We start from the raw sequence: 20,277 nt of genomic DNA, 5'->3' as shown, positions 1-20,277 counted from the left end.
TCTCAGACCACCTTCCATCCGGCGTCGGTCAGGGCCGACACGAGTTCGTCTCTGCGTCCCGGCAGCACCGAGACGTCCACCATGCCCACGCGGTACCCGGAGGCGTGGTCCAGCCTCATGTCCTCCACGTTCACGCCCGCGCGGCCGATCTGCTCGAAGAGCGCGGCGAGCTGCCCCGGGGTGTCGTCCACGATCACCGTGACGAGCGCGAAGGCCTGCGGCGGGGCGCCGTGCTTGCCCGGGATGCGGGCCCGTCCGGCGTTGCCCTCGGCCATGAGCTGCGCCACGTCCAGGCGCGCCCCCGGGGCGGTCGGCGCCTCGAGCGTGGCGATCAGCCGCTCCACGTCCGCCCGCAGGCCGTGGAGGGCGGGCACGATGTGCTCCGCGTTGCCCGCCAGGATCTGCACCCACAGCTGTGGGTCGGAGCCCGCGATGCGGGTCGTGTCCCGCAGGCCGTTGCCGGCCAGGGCCAGGGAGGCGTCCGGCGCGTCCTGCAGCCGCGAGGCCACGAGGGAGGCGGCGATCTGCGGCAGGTGCGAGATCAGCGCCACGGACGCGTCGTGGGCGGCCACGTCCATGCGGTGCACCGTGGCCTGCAGGGCGCGGGCCACGTCCTCACCGGCGGCGAGGGCCTCGGGCCGGGTCTCCGGGCTCGGGCACAGCACCCACGGGCTGGCCGTGAACAGCGTCCCGCGCGCGGCGACGGGCCCGGAGCGCTCCGAGCCGGCCATCGGGTGCGTGGGCAGGTAGCGGGCGACGTCGTCGTCCTCGATGACGCCCCGGGCGGCGGCGTCCCGCACCTGCGTCAGGATCCGCCCCTTGATCGAGGCGATGTCCAGCACGAGCGCAACGGGCCACCGGCGCAGGGAGTCCACCACGACGTCCGCGGTCACGTCCGGCGGCGCCGCGACCACCACGAGACCCGGGGCCAGCGAGGGGTCCTCCGGGTCCACGGCCCGGCCGGCCCCGATGTCCTCGGCCACGGCCCGCGCCGAGGGCGAGGGGTCCGTGAGCAGCACCTCCGCGCCCGCCGCGCGCAGGCCGAGGCCGATCGAGGTGCCGAGCAGGCCCGTGCCGCGCACGAGCACCGGCTGCGGCACCCCGGCCGCGCCGACGCCCGCCCCGGGTCCGGTCACAGCCCGACCAGGGCCTTGAGGTGGCCCAGCTCCTGGGCGCTGAGCGCGCGCACAGTGCCCTGCTTCTGGTCGCCCAGGAGGATGGGGCCGACCTTGACGCGCACGAGACGCTCCACGGGGTGGCCGATCTCCCGGAACATGCGGCGCACGATCCGGTTGCGGCCCGAGTGCAGGACGACCTCCACCAGGACGTGGCCCGGTGTCGAGTCCACGAGCTTGAACGAGTCCACCCTCGCGACGCCGTCCTCCAGCTCCACGCCCTCACGCAGCAGGTTGGACACGCCCTTCGCGAGGGGACCGCGGGTCTGCACCAGGTAGGTCTTGGGCACCTCCCAGCTGGGGTGGGTGAGACGGTTGGCGAGCTCGCCGTCGTTGGTGAGGATCAGCAGTCCCTCGGTCTCGTTGTCCAGGCGGCCCACATGGAACAGGTTCTCCTGCCCCGGCTTGAGGTACGTGGCGATCGAGGGGCGGCCCTCGGGGTCGATCATCGTGGAGATGACGCCCCGCGGCTTGTTGAACACGAAGTACTGCTTGGTGACGTCCGTCTGGACGGAGATGCCGTCCACGTGGATGCGCGCGGTGGCGGGGTCCACGCGCACGCCGGGCTCGGTGACGACGACGCCGTCCACCTCCACGCGCCCCTCGGCGATCAGGTCCTCGCACACGCGGCGCGAGGCGACGCCGGCGGCGGCCAGCACCTTCTGCAGGCGCTCGCCGTCCGCCACGTGGATCTCGTCGAGGTTCTTGGCCTTGGCGCGGGCCTCCCCCGCGCCCCGGCCGCGGCGGCCCCGCGGACCGGAGTCGACCGCGGCGTCGTCGAACGCGGGCTCGTCCCGCTCGCGGCGGGGACGGCGGCGGGGGCCGAGGTTGCGCTGGAAGTCTCGCTCCGCGAACGGTCCCCCGCGGCGTCCTGCGGCGGGGGTGCGTCCGGAGCCTCGCGGCTTGCGGCTGTCCATGGTGACGGGGTCCTTCCGGTCTCCTCCCCGCCGGGCGCGCGTCAGCATGCCGAAGGGGGCGGTGTGATGGGATCGTGGCGGCGGCCTGGTGGCGCCGCGTCCGGGCGGCGGTGCGCTCGCCCATCGGCCCATTCTCGCAGATCCCGGCCCGGGATGCTCAGGCGGGGCCGGTCACGGGGCGCCGCCGCGGCTGATCAGCTCGCGCGCGAGCTGCCGGTATGCCTTCGCGCCGTCGTGGTTCTCCGCGAAGATCGTGATGGGCGTGGCCGCCACCGTGGCGTCGGCGAACTTGATGGAGCGCTTGATCACGGTTTCGAAGACGCGGTCGCCGAACCCGTCCACCAGCGATCCCACGACCTCCTTCGAGTGGAGGGTGCGCTGGTCGAACATGGTGGCCAGGACGCCGTCGATCTCCAGGTCCGGGTTCAAGCGGTCCTGGACCTTCTCGATGGTCTCCACGAGCAGGGCGACGGCGCGCAGGGCGAAGAACTCCGCGGTGAGCGGGATGATCACCCCGTCGGACGCGGTCAGCGCGTTGACCGTCAGCAGGCCCAAGGAGGGCTGGCAGTCGATCAGCACGACGTCGTAGTCGTCCTTCACCTGCCGGAGCGCTCGCTCGAGGACCTGCTCGCGGGCCACCTCGTTCACCAGCTGCACCTCCGCGGCGGAGAGGTCGATGTTGGCCGGCAGCAGGTCCATGTCCTCGAACTCGGTGGCCATGATCGCGTCCCGCGCGGTGACCTTGCGCTCCATGAGCACGTTGTAGACCGTGGTGTCCAGCTCGTACGGGTCCGCGCCCAGCCCGGCGGACAGCGCCCCCTGGGGGTCGAAGTCCACCATGAGCACGCGGCGGCCGTAGCCCGCGAGCGCGGCGCCCAGGTTGATGGTGGAGGTGGTCTTCCCGACGCCGCCCTTCTGGTTCACCATCGAGATGATCCGGGCCGGGCCGTGCGTGGTCAGCGGCGCGGGCTCGGGGAAGTCGTGCTTCGGGCGGCCCGTGGGGCCGAGCACGGGCTCGCCGTGGATCGTCATCACGGGGATCGGGTCCTGGGGGGTCACGGCGGCGCCGGCTCCTTCCACGGTCGGGTCTCGCGCCCGGCGCGGCGGGCCGGACCCCGTTCCGGGGCGGCCGCCGCGGGCGTCCTGCTCGCGCTCCACCCTAGTGCCTGCGCGCCTCCTGACGGCGGAGGGGCCCCGCACGACGGCGGCCATCGCCACGTTCGGGCTCGAGCCGGGGGGCCCTCGAAGGCCTGCGCGGGCGCGGTCGCCGTCGAACTCGCCGACCCACGTGCCGTTCAGGAGCGTGGCCACCGCGTTGCCGGTGAAGTTGGTGAGCGCACGAGCCTCGGACATGAACCTGTCGATGCCCACGATCACTCCCATGCCGCCGAGCAGCTCGGGGCGGTGCGCCTGCAGGCCCGCGGCGCGGGGTTCACGGGGGCGGTCGCGGCCGACCGGAACACGAGTATCGGCGGCGCGAGGACGGAGCCGAGCGCTCAGCTCTCGGGACGCAGCAGCGGCTGCAGCTGCTCCAGGACCGAGGCATCCTCGATGGTGGACGGGACGGTGTAGTCCTCGCCGTCGGCCATCTGACGCAGGGTCTTGCGCAGGATCTTGCCCGAGCGGGTCTTGGGCAGGGCCTCCACCACGACGACGTCACGGAAGTCCGCCACCGGGCCGACCTCGCGGCGGACCGCCTGCCGCAGCGCGTCCAGCAGCTCCGCCTCGGCCTCCGAGCCCGGCTCGGGCACCGCGACGCCCGACGTGAGCACCACGTACCCGGAGGGGCGCTGGCCCTTGATCGGGTCCACCAGACCGATCACGGCGCACTCCGCCACCGCCGGGTGGGCTGCGAGGGCCGCCTCGAGCACGCCGGTGGAGAGACGGTGGCCCGAGACGTTGATGACGTCGTCGGTGCGGCCGAGGACGAACACATAGCCGTCCTGGTCCACCACGCCGGAGTCGCCGGTGGCGTAGTGTCCGGGGAAGGCGGAGAGGTAGGAGTCGACGTACCGCTGGTCGGCGCCCCACAGGGTGGGCAGGGTGCCCGGGGGCAGGGGAAGGCGGACGGCGATGTTGCCCTCGGTGCCCGCCGGCACCTCCTCGCCGAGGCCGTCCAGGACCACGAGGTCGAAGCCCGGGCTGGGCACCGAGGCGGAGCCGACCTTGACCGGCAGCTCCTGCAGCCCCACCGGGTTGGCGGCGATCGCCCAGCACGTCTCCGTCTGCCACCAGTGGTCGATCACCGGCATCTCGAGCAGGCCCTCGATCCACCGCTGCGTCTCCGGGTCCAGGCGCTCGCCGGCGGCGAAGAAGTGCGTCAGCGAGGACAGGTCGTGGGCCTTGAGCATCTCGCCCTCGGGGTCGACCTTGCGGATCGCGCGCAGCGCGGTGGGGGCGGTGAAGAAGGAGCGCACCCCGTGGTCCTCGATCAGGCGCCAGAAGGCGCCGGCGTCCGGAGTGCCGACCGGCTTGCCCTCATACATCACGGTGGTGGCGCCAGCCAGCAGCGGACCGTACACGATATACGAGTGGCCGACCACCCAGCCCACGTCCGAGGCCGTGCACATGGCCTGGTCCGGGCCGACGTCGTAGATGTTCTCCATGGTCCAGCGCAGGGCCACCGCGTGCCCGCCGTTGTCCCGCACCACCCCCTTGGGCCTGCCGGTGGTCCCCGACGTGTAGAGCACGTACAGCGGGTCGGTGGCGGCGACGTCCACACACGCGGCGGGCTCGGCGCCGGCGACGGCGGCCCCCCAGTCCTCCCACGCGGCGCCGCCGCGAGCGGACACGTCCTCGAGCGCGGTCTCGAAGCCCTCGCGCGCGTGGACCAGCACGGTGCGCACCGGGCGGGAGGCGAGCTCCAGGGCCTCGGCCACGGCGGGCAGGTACTCGACCCGGCGCTTGGGCTCGATGCCACCAGTGCAGGTCAGCACGACGTCCGGGGTGGCGTCGTCGATCCGTGCAGCGAGCTCGCGGGGGGCGAACCCGCCGAAGACCACGGAGTGCACCGCGCCCAGGCGGGCGCAGGCGAGCATCGCGATCGGGGCCTGCGGGATCATCGGCAGGTAGACCAGCACCCGGTCCCCCTTGCCCACGCCGCGGGCGGCCAGCGCTCCGGCGAGGGCCGCCACCTCGTCCCTCAGCTGCGCGTAGGTGAAGCGGGTGACCTGGCCGGTCATGGCGGAGTCGTGCACGAGGGCGGGCTCGTCCCCGCGCCCGGCGTCCACGTGCCGGTCCAGGCAGTTGTGGGCCGTGTTGAGCACGCCGTCGGGGAACCAGCGGTAGAGGGGGGCGTCCGCGTCGTCCAGGGCGCGGGTCGGTGCGACGGTCCAGTCGATCGCCCGGGCGGCGTCGAGCCAGAACCCCTCTGGGTCCACCAGCGAACGGGCGTGGACGTCGGAGTAGGGGCCGATGGTGGTGGGTGCGTCGTGAGTCGCCATGGGCCGAACATAGTGGCCTCCATCACAATGGACAAGAGGTGTGTATACATGACGTCCACATCTTGGACGCAGTCCGGCAGGAAACTTCCTCCATCGCCCCGACGTGTATACAGTGAAGGCATGCGAGCCAGTGAACGCGCCTATGAGGTGCTGCGCGGGGAGATCCTCGAGTGGGACCTGCCCCCGGGAGCCGTGCTCGGCGAGGTCGAGCTCGCCGAACGCCTGGGCATCTCGCGGACGCCGGTGCGCGAGGCCCTGTCCCGCCTCGTCTCGGACGGCCTCGCGGAGCAGGCGCCCGGGCGGGGGGTCGTGGTCTCGGACCTGTCGCTCGAGCAGGCCGAGCACCTCTTCGACCTGCGCATCGCACTGGAGTCGCTGCTGGCCCGCCGCGCCGCCCAGCGCGCCACCGCCGAGCAGGCGGCCGCCATGGCCGATCTGGCGGACCGGTTCACCGGAGCGGTCGGTCACCTCGAGGCCGGCGGGGACCCCCGCGACTACTACCGCCTCACCACGGCGCTCGACGCCGGGCTGGACGAGGCCGCGGACAATCCCTACCTCGTGTCCACGCTGCGCACCCTGCGGCTGCACCTGGCCCGCCTGCGCCGGCTCGCCGCGCACGACCCTGAGCGTCTGGCCACCTCGGCCGCCGAGCATGCGGACATCGCCGCCGCCGTGGCCGCCGGCGCGGCCGACCTGGCCGACGCCACCACGCGGGTGCACCTGCACCACGCCTTCAGCCACCTCACCCGGCACGGCCGGGCCGAGGACCCCACCGCACTGCTCACCACCTCCGAAGGAGACCGTCCGTGAAGAACCACGACGTCCGCGTCCACCCCTCCGCCGACGAGCTGGCCCGCGAGGACCAGCTCGCCTGGAAGATCGCCGAGGTCGCGGTCGACCCGGTGGAGGTCCTGCCCGAGGTCGAGGAGATGATCGTCAACCGCATCATCGACAACGCCTCCGTGGCTGTGGCCTCCCTCAAGCGCGGCCCGATCGTGGCCGCCCGCGCCCAGGCGCTGTCCCACCCCGTCTCCACCGGTGGCGTCGGTGCCACCGTGTTCGGCGTGGACCGCAAGGTCTCCCCCGAGTGGGCCGCGTGGGCCAACGGCGTGGCCGTGCGCGAGCTGGACTACCACGACACGTTCCTGTCCGAGGAGTACTCGCACCCCGGCGACAACATCCCGCCGATCCTCGCCGTCGCCCAGCACGCCAGCCGCTCCGGCCGCGACCTCATCCGCGGCATCGCCACCGGCTACGAGGTCCAGGTGGACCTCGTGAAGTCCATCTGCCTGCACAAGCACAAGATCGACCACGTGGCCCACATCGGCCCGTCCGCCTCGGCCGGCATCGGCACCCTCCTAGGCCTCGACTCCGAGACCGTGTTCCAGGCCGTCGGCCAGGGCCTGCACACGACGACGGCTACACGCCAGTCCCGCAAGGGCGAGATCTCCACCTGGAAGGCCCACGCCCCGGCCTTCGCCGGCAAGATGGCCGTGGAGGCCGCGGACCGCGCGATGCGCGGCCAGACCTCCCCCGTGCCGATCTACGAGGGCGAGGACGGCGTGATCGCCTGGATGCTCGACGGCAAGGACGCCCACTACGTGGTCCCGCTGCCCGAGCAGGGCGAGCCCAAGCGCGGCATCCTGGACACCTACACCAAGGAGCACTCCGCGGAGTACCAGGCCCAGGCCTGGATCGACCTGGCCCGCAGGCTCCACAACGAGCACCCGGAGGCCACCGACCCGGCGAACGTCGAGTCGGTGCTGATCAAGACCTCGCACCACACCCACTACGTGATCGGCTCCGGCGCCAACGACCCGCAGAAGTACGACCCCACCGCCTCGCGCGAGACCCTCGACCACTCGATCCCCTACATCTTCACCGTGGCCCTCCAGGACGGCGCATGGCACCACGTGGACTCGTACTCCCCCGAGCGTGCGGGCCGGGAGGACACCGTCGCCCTGTGGCACAAGGTGACCACGGTGGAGGACCCGGAGTGGACCCGCCGCTACCACTCGAACGACCTCACCGAGAAGGCGTTCGGCGGCGCGGTGGAGATCACCCTGACGGACGGCACCGTGATCACGGACGAGATCGCGGTGGCCGACGCCCACCCGCTGGGGGCCCGGCCGTTCTCCCGCGAGCAGTACATCCAGAAGTTCCGCACCCTTGCCGACGGCATCGTGACCGCCGAGGAGCAGGACCGCTTCCTCGAGGCCGTGCAGCGCCTCGCCGAGCTCGGCCCGGGTGAGCTGGACCAGCTCAACGTCCAGGCCGACCCGGCCTTCCTCTCCGAGGCCGATCTCGCCGCCGCGCCGAAGGGCCTGTTCTGATGCTGTACGCCAAGAGAACCGCCGCGCAGAAGCGCCTCGACCTGCGGGAGACCCTGAAGAAGGGCGGAGCGCAGCAGTTCCCCGGCGCCTTCACGCCGCTGTCGGCCAAGCTGATCGAGGAGAAGGGCTTCCCCGGGGTCTACATCTCCGGCGCGGTCCTGGCCAACGAGCTCGGCCTGCCCGACGTCGGCCTGACCACGCTGACCGAGGTCGCCGCCCGCGGCGGGCAGATCGCGCGCCTGACGGAGCTGCCGTGCATCATCGACGCGGACACGGGCTTCGGCGAGCCGATGAACGTGGCCCGCACGATCCAGGAGCTCGAGGACGCCGGCCTGGCCGGCTGCCACATCGAGGACCAGTTCAACCCGAAGCGGTGCGGCCACCTCGACGGCAAGAACATGGTGGACCTGGACACCGCGGTCAAGCGCATCGCCGCCGCGGTGGAGGCCCGCCGGGACCCGAACTTCCTGATCATGGCGCGCACCGACCTGCGCGCCGTGGAGGGCCTGGAGGCCGCGATCGCCCGCATGAAGGCCCTCGTGGAGGCCGGGGCGGACGCGATCTTCCCGGAGGCCCTCAAGGACCTCGGCGAGTTCGAGACCGTGTGCCGCGCGCTCGAGCCCCTGGGCGTGCCGGTGCTGGCCAACATGACCGAGTTCGGCAAGTCCGAGCTGTTCACCCGAGACCAGCTGGCCGAGGCCGGCGTGTCCATGGTGATCTACCCGGTCACCCTGCTGCGCGCCTCCCTGGGCGCCTCCGAGCGGGTGCTCGACGCCATCAGGGAGGAGGGCACCCAGCAGTCCCAGGTGGAGCAGATGCTCACCCGGGTGCGACTCTACGAGCTCGTGGACTACGAGGCGTACAACACGTTCGACACCGGCATCTTCAACTTCGACGTGCCGACCCTGGACATCGACTCCAACAACGCCAACCTCTGACCCCGCCACCGCGGCCCGCCCTCACCGGGCGGGCCGCCTCCCCCTCGAGGAGGGACATCATGACCGACACCGAGATCAAGAAGGGCCTGGCCGGCGTCGTGGTGGACACCACCGCGATCTCCAAGGTCAACCCGGAGACCAACTCCCTGCTGTACCGCGGCTACCCGGTGCAGGACCTGGCGGCGCACCTGCCGTTCGAGGCCGTCGCCCTGCTGCTGTGGACCGGCGAGCTGCCGACCGAGTCGGAGCTCAAGGAGTTCCAGGAGTTCGAGCGCGGGCACCGCACCCTCGACCCGAAGGTCAAGCAGGCCGTCGACCTGTTGCCCATCGACTGCCACCCGATGGACGTGGGCCGCACCGCCGTGTCCGTGCTGGGCGCGAACCACCCGAAGGCGGAGGACTCCTCCCCCGAGGCCGAGCTGGAGAAGGCCAAGGCCCTCTTCGCCGCGTTCCCGGCCGTCGTGGCCTACGACCAGCGCCGCCGCCGCGGCCAGGACGTCGTGGAGCCGAACCCGGAGCTGGACTACTCCGCCAACTTCCTCTGGATGACCTTCGGCGAGGAGCAGCCGGAGGAGGTCGTGGACGCGTTCCGCGTCTCGATGGTCCTCTACGCCGAGCACTCCTTCAACGCCTCCACCTTCACGGCGCGCGTGATCACCTCGACGCTCTCCGACCTCCACTCGGCCGTGACCGGCGCCATCGGCGCCCTCAAGGGCCCGCTGCACGGCGGCGCGAACGAGGCCGTGATGCACACCTTCGACGAGATCGGCATTCGCAAGGAGGAGTCCCGCGAGGATGCCGCCGCCCGCTCGAAGGCCTGGATGGAGGACGCCCTGGCCCAGAAGAAGAAGGTCATGGGCTTCGGCCACCGCGTGTACAAGAACGGCGACTCCCGCGTGCCCACCATGAAGGCCGCGCTGGACCGCATGATCGAGCACTATGGCCGCCACGAATTGCTGGGCCTGTACGACGGCCTCGAGCAGGCCATGGACGAGGCCAAGCGGATCAAGCCGAACCTCGACTACCCGGCCGGCCCGACGTACCACCTGATGGGCTTCGACACCGAGATGTTCACGCCGATCTTCATCGCCGCCCGCATCACCGGCTGGACCGCGCACATCATGGAGCAGCGCGCCGCCAACGCCCTGATCCGCCCGCTGTCCGCCTACGACGGCCCGGACCAGCGCGAGCTGCCGGCCGCCTGAGCCACCCGGCCCGGCGCTTCGGGGGCGATTCCCGTCGGAATGGCGTGTCCATGCCGACGGGAATCGCCCCCGTTTGCGTGGGTGCGGGGTGGGGTGGGGTGGTGCGGGGCGCGGACGACGACGGCGACGCCTCAGCGGTCCGCCCACCGGGCCCGCGGGTGGGCCTGGGCGTAGACCTCGCGCAGGGCCTCGGCCGTGACGCGCGTGTACACCTGCGTGGTGGTCACCGAGGCGTGGCCGAGCAGCTCCTGCACCACGCGCACGTCCGCGCCTCCCTGCATCAGGTGCGTGGCGAAGGAGTGGCGCAGCGTGTGCGGGGAGACCTCCTCCGCCAGCCCCGCGCGGTCCGCGGCCGCCGTGATCACGGACCACGCCGACTGCCGAGACAGCCGTCCGCCGCGCAGGTTGAGGAACAGGGCCGGGGTGCCGCGCGCGGGACGGGCGCCCGCCACCAGGGCCGGGCGGCCGCGCACCAGCCAGGCCGCGAGCGCCTCGGCGGCATACGACCCCACGGGCACGATCCGCTCCTTCGAGCCCTTGCCGAACAGGCGCACCACGGGGACGTCGTCCCCGTGCTCCCCGGTGACCCCGACGACGTCGTCCACGTCCAGGCCGACGGCCTCGGACACGCGCGCGCCGGTGCCGTAGAGGAACTCCAGCAGCGCCCGGTCCCGCAGGCCCGCGGGACTGTCCACGGGGACGGCCTCCAGCAGGCGGGTGACCGCGTCCACGCTCAAGGCCCGGGGGAGCCGTTCGGGGGCCGCCGGCGGGGCGACGTCGGCGGCGGGGTCCGTCGGCGTGAGGCCCTCGAGCGCCCAGAACCGGTGGAGGCCCCGCACGGCGGCCAGGACGCGCGCGACGGACCGAGGGGCCAGCGGACGGCCGCCGTCCCCGCCGGTGCCCAGGGCCGCGACGAACCCGGTGACGTGGCCGGCGTCGACCTCCTCGGGCGCCCCGACCCCGGACGCGGCCAGCCACGCCGCGTAGCGGGCCAGGTCCCGCCGGTACGCGGCGAGGGTGTTCTCCGCCAGGCCGCGCTCCACGGCCAGGTGGTCGAGGTGGCGCCGGACCGCCCCCTCCAGGGCCGGGGCGGTCACCGCGGCGGGTCCGCCGCGGGCGCCTGCCGGTCGGGCACGAAGGGGGCGTCCACGGGACGCAGGCGACGCCAGCCCTGCGCGCGGTGCGCATGCAGGGCGAGGATCGCCATCGCGGTGGACGGGTTGTGCACGCGCCCGTCCAGGACGGCGTCGAGCACCTCGTCCACCGCGATCCACGCCAGCGGCATGGCCGCCTCCTCCCCCGTGCGGACGTGGCGCTCCGCCTCGGGCACCTGGCGGACCTGCCGGGCGAGGAACACCCGGATCGCCTCGGTGGACCCGCCCGGGGTGGTGAAGAAGTCCACCAGGGTGTGCCACTCCGTGGCGGCCAGGTCGGCCTCCTCGTGCAGCTCGCGACGGGCGGTCTCGTGCAGGGGCTCCGCGTCCACGTCCCGCAGGCCCGCGGGGATCTCCCACAGCTCCATGCCCACGGGGTGCCGGTACTGGCGGACGAGAGCGACCTCGTCCCGGGGACCCACCGTGGTCAGCTGCGTGCGCAGCGCGAGCACCGCCACGGCGCCGGGGTGGACCATGAGCTCACGCGTGAGCGGCTCCTGACCCTTGTCCTGCGGGTCCAGGCGGAACGTCTCCCGGGCCACGTCCCACACCCGCCCCTCGAAGACGGTCTTGGCCTTCTTGACCCTCCGGGGCCGGTGCAGGTCCCGCAGCGGGGAGCGGCCCTCTCGGGGCGAGGCCTCAGCCACGGGAGGCCTGCCCGTGCCCGACGACGCCGGCCGTGTCGGCCTGGCTCGCAGGGCCCGCGCCGTGGACCGCGAGCGCGGCCCCGACCAGTCCGGCGAACAGCGGGTGGGCCTGGGTGGGGCGCGACTTGAACTCGGGGTGGGCCTGCGTGGCCACGTAGTACGGGTGGACGTCCCGCGGCAGCTCGACGAACTCGACCAGGGTGCCCTCCGGGGAGGTGCCGGAGATCACCAGTCCGGCGGCCTCGAGGTCCGCGCGGACGTCGTTGGCGACCTCGTAGCGGTGCCGGTGGCGCTCCGTCACCTCGGTGGTCCCGTAGGCCTCGGCGGTCACGGAGCCGGGGGCCAGCACGGCCGGGTAGGAGCCCAGGCGCATGGTGCCGCCCAAGTCCCCCTCTCCGGAGACGATGTCCCGCTGCTCGGCCATGGTGGCGACCACCGGGTGCGCCGTGTCCGGGTCGAACTCGGTGGAGTGCGCGTCGGCCCAGCCCAGGACGTTCCGGGCGAACTCGATGACCATGGACTGCATGCCCAGGCACAGGCCGAGCGTCGGGATCCCGTGCTCGCGGGCGTGGCGCAGCGCTCCCACCTTGCCGTCCACGCCGCGCACGCCGAACCCGCCGGGCACGCAGACCGCATCGACGCCGTCGAGGGCGCGGGCGGCGCCCTCCGGGGTCTCACAGTCGTCCGAGGGGACCCAACGCAGGTTCACCTTCGCGCGGTGCGCGAAGCCGCCGGCCCGCAGGGCCTCCGTCACCGAGAGGTACGCGTCGGGGAGGTCGATGTACTTGCCCACGAGCGCCACCTCGACCTCGTGGCGGGGATGGTGCACGGCCTCGGTGACGACGTCCCAGCGGGACCAGTCGACGTCGTTGAACTTCAGGCCCAGGGCCTGGACCGCGTAGGCGTCGAGGCGCTGGGCGTGGATGACGCGAGGGATGTCGTAGATCGAGGGCGCGTCGGCGCAGTTGACCACGGCGTCCTCGTCCACGTCGCACATGCGGGCGATCTTGGAGCGCACGTCCTGGGGGACCTCTCGGTCGGAGCGGACGACGATCGCGTCCGGCTGGATGCCGATCGAGCGCAGCGTGGCCACCGAGTGCTGGGTGGGCTTGGTCTTCAGCTCGTGCGAGGGCCCGATGTACGGGACCAGGGACACGTGCAGGAAGAAGACGTTGTCGCGGCCGATGTCCTGGCGCACCTGACGGGCCGCCTCGAGGAACGGCTGGGACTCGATGTCGCCGACCGTGCCGCCGATCTCGGTGATGATCACGTCCGGGGTCGGCTGGCCCTCGGCCGGGGTGGCGGGCAGCCGCATGCGGCGGCCGATCTCATCCGTGATGTGCGGGATGACCTGGACGGTGTCCCCGAGGTACTCGCCGCGCCGCTCCCGGGCGATCACGGAGGAGTACACCTGGCCGGTGGTCACGTTGTTGACGCCGTCGAGGTCCTCGTCGAGGAACCGCTCGTAGTGGCCGATGTCCAAGTCCGTCTCGGCCCCGTCCTCGGTGACGAAGACCTCGCCGTGCTGGAACGGGTTCATGGTCCCGGGGTCCACGTTGAGGTAGGGGTCGAGCTTCTGCATCACCACGTGCAGGCCGCGAGCCCGAAGCAGGTGGCCGAGGGAGGAGGCCGTGAGCCCCTTGCCGAGGGAGGAGGCGACGCCACCCGTCACGAAGATCTGACGGGTGGCCGTGCCGGAGGACTGGAGTCGAGAGTCGCGTTGCACCACGGAGTTCGATCGTACACACGCGCCACCGGGTTCCGCGCGAGTCGGTGACCGGTCCGCCTCAGGAGCGTGCGTCGCGGGAGGCGTGCAGCAGCTCGCGGGCGTGGGCGCGCGCGGCCTCGGAGTCCCCGTGTCCGGCGAGCATCCGGGCCAGCTCCTCGACGCGCTCCTCGGAGCTGAGCGTGACGACGTCGGAGGTGGTCACCCCCGCCGCGGGGTCCGAGTTCTTCTCCACCCGCACGTGCCGGTCGGCGTAGGCCGCCACCTGCGGGAGGTGCGTCACCGCGACCACCTGGACGTGGCGGGCCAGCCGGGCGAGACGCGCGCCGATGCTCACGGCGGCCTCCCCGCCGACACCGGCGTCCACCTCGTCGAAGACGAAGGTCGGCACCGGGTCGGTCTCCGCGAGGACGACCTCCAGAGCCAGCATCACGCGGGAGAGCTCTCCCCCGGACGCACCCCGGCCGAGCGGGCGGGGCTCGGCACCCGCGTGCGGCCGGAGGGCCAGCGAGACCTCCTCGGCGCCGTGGGGCCCCAGGGCGCCGTCCGGCAGCGGGGTCAGGGCGACGTGGAACGAGGCGTCCGGCATGAACAGGGCGTGCAGCTCGGCGGTGACCGCGGCCTCGAGCCGCCGCGCCGCCGCCGTGCGCAGCGCGGTCAGCTCGGCTGCCCGCTCGCGGCGGGTCCCCTCGAGCCGGGTCAGCTCGGCCTCCAGCTCCTCGACGCGGCCGGAGTCGCCCTGCAGCTCCTCGAGCCGCGGACGCTGCGTCTGCGCCCATGCCACGACGTCGCTCAGCTCGGGGCCGTAGAGGCGCTGCAGGCGGGTCAGCTCGGCCAGGCGTGACTGTGCCGCGTCGAGGTCTCCCGCCGCGTCGGCGTCGAGGTCCGCCCCGTACCGGGCGAGGTCCGCGGCGATGTCGTTGAGGACCACGGCCGCCTCGGCGAGGCGGCCGGCGGCGGCCTCGAGGTCCTCGTCCCGCCCGGGCGCGGCCAGCACCGCGGCCCGAGCGGACTCCACCAGGGTGACTGCTCCGGGGGTGTCGTCCCCGGTCTCCACGTCCGGGCCGGCGAGCAGCGCGTGCCCCCCTCCGGCGGCTGCGCGCAGCTCCTCCACGTCCTCGAGGCGGCGGATGCGCGTGCGCAGCTCCTCGTCCTCGCCGTCGTGCGGGTCCGCCTCGTCGATCTCCTCGAGCCCGCGCTGCAGGGCCTCGGCCTCGCGGGCGCGCTCCTGCTGGCGCTCCACGAGCATGTCCCGCTCGCGCCGGGCCCGCGTGTACGCCTCATGCTCGTCCCGGTGGGCGCGCAGGGCGGCCTGCAGGTCGGGGCCGCCGAACGCGTCGAGGGCGCGACGCTGGGCGGCGGGGCTCTGGAGGCGGACCTGGTCGTTCTGCCCATGCACGGCCACCAGGGCCGCGCCGACCTCCGAGAGCACGCCCACGGGCACGGCCCGGCCCCCGACGCCGGCCCGCGACCGGGTCCCCTCCCCCGCGGCGGTCACGGAGCGGGTCAGCAGCAGGTCGCGGGCGCCGTCGCTGTCCGCCTCGTCGACGACGGCGCCGGCCTCCTCGGCCAGGGCCACGGCCCGGTGCCCGGCAGGCAGTCGGACGCCGGCGTCCACGGATGCCCGGCGGGCGCCGCGGCGCACCACGCCGGCGTCGGCGCGCCGGCCCAGCAGCAGGCCGAGGGCGGTCACCACCATCGTCTTGCCCGCGCCGGTCTCGCCGGTGACCACGGTGAAGCCCGGGTCCAGGTCCACGGTGGCCGCACCGATCACGCCGAGCCCCGAGATCTGCAGGTACTCGATCATGAGGTGCGGTCCCCTCCCCGGCCGTCGCGGCGGCGGTAGCGCTCGAGGTCCTCGGGGGTGAGCACCGGCAGGGACGTGGTGGGAGGCGGCACGACGTCCGGCCGGGGGCCCGCGTGCCGCGGCTCGACGGTCTCCACCTCGGCCACGGTGGTGGCCTCCCGCGCGCGGACGTCCTCGTCCGTCACGGGGCCGCGCCAGCCCTCGGTGGGCAGGCGGAACTTGCGCACCAGGCGGTCGGCGAACGGGATGGGGCTCAGGCGGGCCAGGCGGACCGGCTCGGCCGAGCGGGTGACCTCGACGCGGGCGTTCGGCGGCAGGTCCACCGTGCGGCGCCCGTCGCACCACAGCACGCCCGTCTCGCGCGTGCGGGTCATGATGTCCACCGCGATCGTGGAGTGGGGTCCCACCACGAGGGGGCGGGCGAACAGGGCGTGGGCGCTGATCGGGACGAACAGCAGGGCCTCGACGCCGGGCCACACCACGGGCCCGCCCGCGGAGAACGCGTAGGCGGTGGACCCCGTGGGGGTGCCCAGCACCACCCCGTCGCAGCCGAAGGCGGTGAGCGGCGAGTCGTCCACGGAGACCACGACCTCGAGCATGCGCTCGCGGTTGGACTTCTCCACGGAGGCCTCGTTCAGAGCCCACGTCCGGGCCGCCTCCCGGCCGTCCACGCGCACGACGACGTCGAGCGCCATCCGCTCGATGACCACGTAGGCCTCGTCCGCGATCGCCTGGACGGTGCGGTGCAGGTCCGTGCGCTCGGACTCGGCCAGGAAGCCGACGTGGCCGAGGTTGACCGCCAAGAGCGGGATGCCGTGGCCGCGCACCAGGTCAGCGGCGCGCAGCACGGAGCCGTCCCCGCCGAGGACGAGGCCGAGGCTCACGTCGGCCAGCGTGCAGTCCTCGCCGAGCGAGAGGGGGCGGAAGCCGGGGTCCTCCCCCACGGCGGCGCGCACGGCCGCCACGTCCGCGGCGGGCACGACGCTGTCCAGGCCCTCCTCGTCGAGGATGCGGATGGCCTGGAGTGCCGCCTCGATGGCGTCCTGCCGCCCCGTGTGGGCGAGCACGAGGACGCGGCGTGCGGGGGTCTCGGGCATGGTTCCTTCCGCGGTGGGGTGGGCTCCCGTGACGGGACCTCCCCCAGGATAGCGACGGCTCGGACACGACAGCGGCGTGGTCCCCCGCCGGAGGTCAGGCCCAGTCGACGTCTGCGCCCGCCACCAGGTCCGCGGCCCGGGTCGCGGGGTCGGCGGCGCCGTCGGCCGCCGCCCTCGTCCCGGACTCCGGGGCACGCAGGTGCAGGAAGAACTCCACATTGCCGTCCTGGCCGGGCAGGCCCGACCGGGCCAGGCCCGTCACCGCAAGACCCGTCTCCAGCGCGGCCTGCGCCACCCCCGCCACGGCGGCGGCCCGGGCCTGGGGGTCCGTGACGACGCCGGTGCGCGGCAGGGCGGACCGGCCCACCTCGAACTGGGGCTTGACCATGAGCAGCAGGTCCGCCCCGGGGCGGCACACGGCGGCCAGGGGGCCGACCACGAGCCGCAGGGAGATGAAGGAGAGGTCCGACACGACCAGGTCCACGGGGCCGCCGACGTCCTCGGCCCCGAGCCCGCGGACGTTCAGCCCCTCGCGCACGAGCACGCGGGGGTCCTCCCGGATCCGCGGTGCCAGCTGGTCGTGGCCGACGTCGACCGCGGCCACCTGCTCGGCCCCCCGCTCGAGGAGCACCTGGGTGAAGCCTCCCGTGGAGGCGCCGGCATCGAGCGCGCGCCGGCCCGCGACCGGCACGGGGAAGGCATCGAGGGCGCTCACCAGCTTGTGCGCGGCGCGGGACACGTAGCGCGGACCGGCGTCCGCGAGCTCGAGGCGGGCGCCGTCGGGGACCGGCTGGGACGGACGGCGCACCACGGCGCCGTCCAGCAGGACGGACCCGGCCCGGACGAGGGCCGCCCCCTCCGTGCGGGAGCGGGCCAGGCCGCGCGCGGCCAGAGCGACGTCGGCGCGCACCCCCTCAGCCACGCGAGTCGTCCTCGCGGGCCGGGGCGTCGGCCAGGAGGGCGGTGAGGTCTGCGACGATCCAGGCCGGGCGGTCGGCGGCCGGGGCCCGACGGGCGCTGTCGCGGGTGTCCACGCCGGTGAGCACGAGGACGGCGTCGATGCCCGCGGAGTTGGCGCCGCGGATGTCGGTGTCGAGCCGGTCGCCGACCATGAGCGGCCGGGCCAGGCCCAGAGCGCCCGCGGCGAGGCGGAACAGATGCGGCTCGGGCTTGCCGGCCGCGGCCGGCATGGTGCCCGTGGCCTGCCCGACGGCGGCCACGAGAGCGCCGTTGCCCGGCGCCACGCCCTCGGCCCGCGGGATGGACAGGTCCAGATTGGTGGCCACCCACGCCGCTCCCGCGTTCACCGCGTACGCCGCCTCCGCCAGCTGCGCCCATCCGATGCCCGGGTCGAAGCCCTGCAGGACGGCGTCCGGGCGCTCGACGGCCGAGGAGACCACCGTGTGGCCGCGCTCGGCCACGAGGCCGCGGAGGTAGTCCGAGCCCACGACCAGCACACGGCCCGTCGAGCGGCCCAGCCGTTCCTGCAGGGTCTCCTCCAGCAGTGCCGCCCCGGCGGGGGCGGACCCGAAGACCTCCTGGGGATCGGCCTGGACGCCCAGGTCCCGGAGGTGCTCGGCGACCGCCTCCGGCGGACGGGACGCGTTGTTCGTCACGAAGCCCACCGGCACCCCGCGATCGCGCAGGGCGGCGAGAGCCTCCACGGCCCCGGGCAGCGGGCCGGCGCCGGCGTACACCACGCCGTCGAGGTCGCAGAGCAGGCCGTCGTGCCCACCGAACAAGGCCGCCCGGCTCACGGCTCCTCCCGGCGACGCTCCGCATCCGCCACGTCCGCATCGGCCATGCCGTCGAACAGCGACATCTGGTTCGGGTCCACCTGCGGATCGGCCTCGGCGGCCGCGCCCTCCTCCGGCGAGGCATCCGGGGCCGCCTCGGCCGCGGCGTCGTCCTCGGCCGGCGCCAGGGTGTCGTCGCCGAGCGCCTCTGCGGCGTCGGGGGCGTCCGTGGCGTCGGGGGCGTCCGTGGCGTCGGGGGCGTCCGTGGCGTCGGAGGACTCGGGCGTGCGGGCCTCCGGCGCAGGCTCGGCGTCAGGCGCCCGGTGGTCATGGCGAGGGGCCGCGCCGCGATCTCGTGCTCCCCGCGGGCCGGGGGCCTCCTCCTCCGGCTCGACGTCGACGTCCACGATCTCCGGCTCGGCGAATCCGCCGATGCCGAGCGCCCGCTCGGCCACGCGGACGGAGCGGCGCCACTGCGCGGCCTCGTCGTCCCGGCCCAAGGCGGCCAGCACGTCGGCCTGACGCTGGAAGAGTCGGGGGGAGAACGGATAGCCGCGGCGGCGGTCCAGTTCCGGGATCTGCAGGGCGTGGTGGGCCCCGGCCAGGTCCCCCAGGTCCTCGCGGACGCCGGAGATGACCATGGCCAACTCGACACGCGCGGCCCGGTCCAGACGCTCCTGGTCCACCTCGTCCGCCAGCAGCAGGGCCTTCTCGAGGCGGCCGAGGGCGCGCTCGCAGTCGACCTGGGCGGCGATGTGGGTGTCATCGCCGGTCATCCGCCGGTAGGTGCGGAACTCCCGCAGCGCATCCTGATACTCCCCCGCCGCATAGGCGGTGAGGGCCACGGCCTCCCGCACGCGCGCCAGCCGGCCACCCTTCCGGGAGGCCGCAAGAGCATGCTGGAAGGCAAGAGCGGGGTCCTCGTCCAGGTAGCGCCCCGCCATGACCAGGTGCTTGGCGACCCACGTGCCGGGACGCTCATCCAGGCCGCCGATCTCCTTGAGGGTGCCGCGGTCCAGCTCCTTGCCCGTGACGTCCGCGTCGATGTCCGGGGAACGCTCCTGGTCTGCACGGTTGGCCGCGCGCAGGTCCGCCGGGTTGTGCGCGGGTCGCTCGCGTTCCGAGGCGCCGGAGCGCGGTCCGCGCGGCGCCGAGTCGGGACGCGCTCGTTGGGTCGCACGATCACCGTGGCGCGGGCCCCCCGAGTCGCCATGACGGCCCCGTCCCCCTGCGGCGCCCTCGCGACCAGCGGATCGACCTTGGCGCGTCCCCTCCCGGGGCCCCCGCGCGCCGGAGTCGGCGCCCTCGTCCGTCCGATCACGACGGCGGAGCTCACCCTGGCCACCTCGGCTGCCTCGGGGATCGCCGTCCCCACGGGAGCGGTCGCGACGGGACTTGTCGCGGTGCGGACCGGAGCGGGCACCACCGGCACCGAAGGACTTCCGGGGTCCCCCGCGTCGATCGTCGCGACGGTCTCGAGAAGAGTCCTCTGCCATGGTGTCCTTCCATCGGGAACGGGGCGCGGTCGCCCCCTGCTGCGGCCTGGGGCGCGCATGGGATATGTGCCGTTCAGCCTACCGGGCCGTCGGCGGGGGTTCACTGAGCAGAGAACACCCTGGAAACGCGGGGAGGCCCCACACCAGAACGGTGTGGGGCCTCAACCCATATCAAAGAATGTCCGGCGGCGACCTACTCTCCCACAACCTCCCGGCTGCAGTACCATCGGCGCTGTGGGCCTTAGCTTCCGGGTTCGGAATGGAACCGGGCGTTTCCCCCACGCTATGACCGCCGTAACCCTCACCCCAACCACACCCGACAACACCAGGCGCGTGGGAAACCTACAAGAGCCACAACAAGTAGCACACTCATTCACTTATCAACCACACCAACACTACCACAACAGTAACCCGGTGCAGGGCTGCAATCAGACAACCGCACAGTGGACGCGAACACCCCAAACCCTCCCCACCACAAACAGCAGGAAGAAAAGTGTGTAAAAGTCATCGGCCTATTAGTACTGGTCAGCTCCACACGTCTTCAGTCCGTGCTTCCACATCCAGCCTATCAACCCAGTAATCTCGCTGGGGGCCTCACACCCT

The 20,277-nt window shown here is 73.6% G+C and carries 16 protein-coding genes and 2 rRNA genes; 4 read left to right on the top strand and 14 right to left on the bottom strand.

Going from position 1 to position 20,277, the window contains the following annotated elements; genetic code table 11:
- Positions 1-2 precede the first annotated feature (2 nt).
- The 4 genes from MA879_RS08135 to MA879_RS08120 all read right to left on the bottom strand — a co-directional run bounded on the left by MA879_RS08135 (position 3) and on the right by MA879_RS08120 (position 5,535).
- Positions 3-1,136 (bottom strand): prephenate dehydrogenase, encoded by a 1,134-nt coding sequence (locus MA879_RS08135; protein ID WP_248124982.1) that lies wholly within the window; start codon positions 1,134-1,136, stop codon positions 3-5.
- Positions 1,133-2,092, bottom strand: a complete 960-nt coding sequence (locus tag MA879_RS08130) for a pseudouridine synthase (protein WP_335342045.1) — start codon at positions 2,090-2,092, stop codon at positions 1,133-1,135. Before MA879_RS08130 ends, MA879_RS08135 begins: the two co-directional genes overlap by 4 nt.
- Positions 2,093-2,263: 171 nt before the next feature.
- Positions 2,264-3,124: a ParA family protein gene (locus MA879_RS08125; protein WP_248125136.1), complete on the bottom strand. Its 861-nt coding sequence runs from the start codon at positions 3,122-3,124 to the stop codon at positions 2,264-2,266.
- A 464-nt stretch (positions 3,125-3,588) separates the two neighbouring features.
- Positions 3,589-5,535: an AMP-binding protein gene (locus tag MA879_RS08120; RefSeq protein ID WP_248124979.1), complete on the bottom strand. Its 1,947-nt coding sequence runs from the start codon at positions 5,533-5,535 to the stop codon at positions 3,589-3,591.
- 120 nt (positions 5,536-5,655) lie between these two features.
- Here MA879_RS08120 and MA879_RS08115 point away from each other — a divergent pair, with 120 nt between their 5' ends.
- From MA879_RS08115 to MA879_RS08100, 4 genes are read left to right on the top strand one after another with little or no spacing between them, the layout of a single operon-like run.
- Positions 5,656-6,345 carry a GntR family transcriptional regulator gene (locus MA879_RS08115; protein ID WP_248124977.1) on the top strand — a complete coding sequence of 230 codons (690 nt, stop codon included), beginning with the start codon at positions 5,656-5,658 and terminating at the stop codon, positions 6,343-6,345.
- Positions 6,342-7,868: an MmgE/PrpD family protein gene (locus MA879_RS08110; protein WP_248124975.1), complete on the top strand. Its 1,527-nt coding sequence runs from the start codon at positions 6,342-6,344 to the stop codon at positions 7,866-7,868. The genes MA879_RS08115 and MA879_RS08110 overlap by 4 nt, the downstream gene beginning before the upstream one ends.
- Entirely contained in the window at positions 7,868-8,806 is a 939-nt protein-coding gene (prpB, locus tag MA879_RS08105) for a methylisocitrate lyase (protein ID WP_248124973.1), read from the top strand. Before MA879_RS08110 ends, prpB begins: the two co-directional genes overlap by 1 nt.
- Positions 8,807-8,865: 59 nt before the next feature.
- A complete protein-coding gene (locus tag MA879_RS08100) occupies positions 8,866-10,011 on the top strand; it encodes a bifunctional 2-methylcitrate synthase/citrate synthase (protein ID WP_248124971.1) in 1,146 nt (381 codons plus the stop codon).
- 131 nt (positions 10,012-10,142) lie between these two features.
- Here MA879_RS08100 and xerD read toward each other — a convergent pair whose 3' ends face one another.
- The 10 genes from xerD to MA879_RS08050 all read right to left on the bottom strand — a co-directional run.
- Positions 10,143-11,108 carry a site-specific tyrosine recombinase XerD gene (gene xerD, locus MA879_RS08095; RefSeq protein ID WP_248124969.1) on the bottom strand — a complete coding sequence of 322 codons (966 nt, stop codon included), beginning with the start codon at positions 11,106-11,108 and terminating at the stop codon, positions 10,143-10,145.
- Positions 11,105-11,812, bottom strand: coding sequence for an NUDIX domain-containing protein (locus MA879_RS08090; protein ID WP_248124967.1), 708 nt, complete (start codon positions 11,810-11,812; stop codon positions 11,105-11,107). Before MA879_RS08090 ends, xerD begins: the two co-directional genes overlap by 4 nt.
- Positions 11,805-13,541, bottom strand: a complete 1,737-nt coding sequence (locus MA879_RS08085; protein ID WP_248124965.1) for a CTP synthase — start codon at positions 13,539-13,541, stop codon at positions 11,805-11,807. Before MA879_RS08085 ends, MA879_RS08090 begins: the two co-directional genes overlap by 8 nt.
- A gap of 58 nt (positions 13,542-13,599) precedes the next feature.
- Entirely contained in the window at positions 13,600-15,345 is a 1,746-nt protein-coding gene (recN, locus tag MA879_RS08080; RefSeq protein WP_248124963.1) for a DNA repair protein RecN, read from the bottom strand.
- Entirely contained in the window at positions 15,342-16,442 is a 1,101-nt protein-coding gene (locus tag MA879_RS08075) for an NAD kinase (protein WP_248124961.1), read from the bottom strand. The genes recN and MA879_RS08075 overlap by 4 nt, the downstream gene beginning before the upstream one ends.
- Positions 16,443-16,536: 94 nt before the next feature.
- Complete coding sequence (locus MA879_RS08070) at positions 16,537-17,364, bottom strand: TlyA family RNA methyltransferase (RefSeq protein ID WP_248124960.1); 828 nt, start codon at positions 17,362-17,364, stop codon at positions 16,537-16,539.
- Positions 17,357-18,199 carry an HAD-IIA family hydrolase gene (locus MA879_RS08065; protein WP_248124959.1) on the bottom strand — a complete coding sequence of 281 codons (843 nt, stop codon included), beginning with the start codon at positions 18,197-18,199 and terminating at the stop codon, positions 17,357-17,359. The genes MA879_RS08070 and MA879_RS08065 overlap by 8 nt, the downstream gene beginning before the upstream one ends.
- Positions 18,196-19,122, bottom strand: coding sequence for an ICP22 family protein (locus tag MA879_RS08060; protein ID WP_248124958.1), 927 nt, complete (start codon positions 19,120-19,122; stop codon positions 18,196-18,198). Before MA879_RS08060 ends, MA879_RS08065 begins: the two co-directional genes overlap by 4 nt.
- Before the next feature lie 732 nt (positions 19,123-19,854).
- Positions 19,855-19,971 (bottom strand): 5S ribosomal RNA (gene rrf, locus MA879_RS08055).
- A gap of 197 nt (positions 19,972-20,168) precedes the next feature.
- Positions 20,169-20,277: ribosomal RNA gene (locus tag MA879_RS08050) — 23S ribosomal RNA — on the bottom strand; the annotation flags it as partial.

The organism is Micrococcus lacusdianchii (assembly GCF_023155805.1).
Lineage (GTDB): Bacteria > Actinomycetota > Actinomycetes > Actinomycetales > Micrococcaceae > Micrococcus > Micrococcus lacusdianchii.
This window is presented reverse-complemented; position numbering and strand designations above follow the sequence as displayed.

Coding starts and splice junctions, on each gene's coding strand:
- MA879_RS08130 (WP_335342045.1), bottom strand. CDS start 2,092: ATGGACAGCCGCAAGCCGCGAGGCTCCGGACGCACCCCCGCCGCAGGA.
- MA879_RS08125 (WP_248125136.1), bottom strand. CDS start 3,124: ATGACGATCCACGGCGAGCCCGTGCTCGGCCCCACGGGCCGCCCGAAG.
- MA879_RS08120 (WP_248124979.1), bottom strand. CDS start 5,535: ATGGCGACTCACGACGCACCCACCACCATCGGCCCCTACTCCGACGTC.
- MA879_RS08115 (WP_248124977.1), top strand. CDS start 5,656: ATGCGAGCCAGTGAACGCGCCTATGAGGTGCTGCGCGGGGAGATCCTC.
- prpB (WP_248124973.1), top strand. CDS start 7,868: ATGCTGTACGCCAAGAGAACCGCCGCGCAGAAGCGCCTCGACCTGCGG.
- MA879_RS08100 (WP_248124971.1), top strand. CDS start 8,866: ATGACCGACACCGAGATCAAGAAGGGCCTGGCCGGCGTCGTGGTGGAC.
- recN (WP_248124963.1), bottom strand. CDS start 15,345: ATGATCGAGTACCTGCAGATCTCGGGGCTCGGCGTGATCGGTGCGGCC.
- MA879_RS08075 (WP_248124961.1), bottom strand. CDS start 16,442: ATGCCCGAGACCCCCGCACGCCGCGTCCTCGTGCTCGCCCACACGGGG.
- MA879_RS08060 (WP_248124958.1), bottom strand. CDS start 19,122: ATGGCGGGGCGCTACCTGGACGAGGACCCCGCTCTTGCCTTCCAGCAT.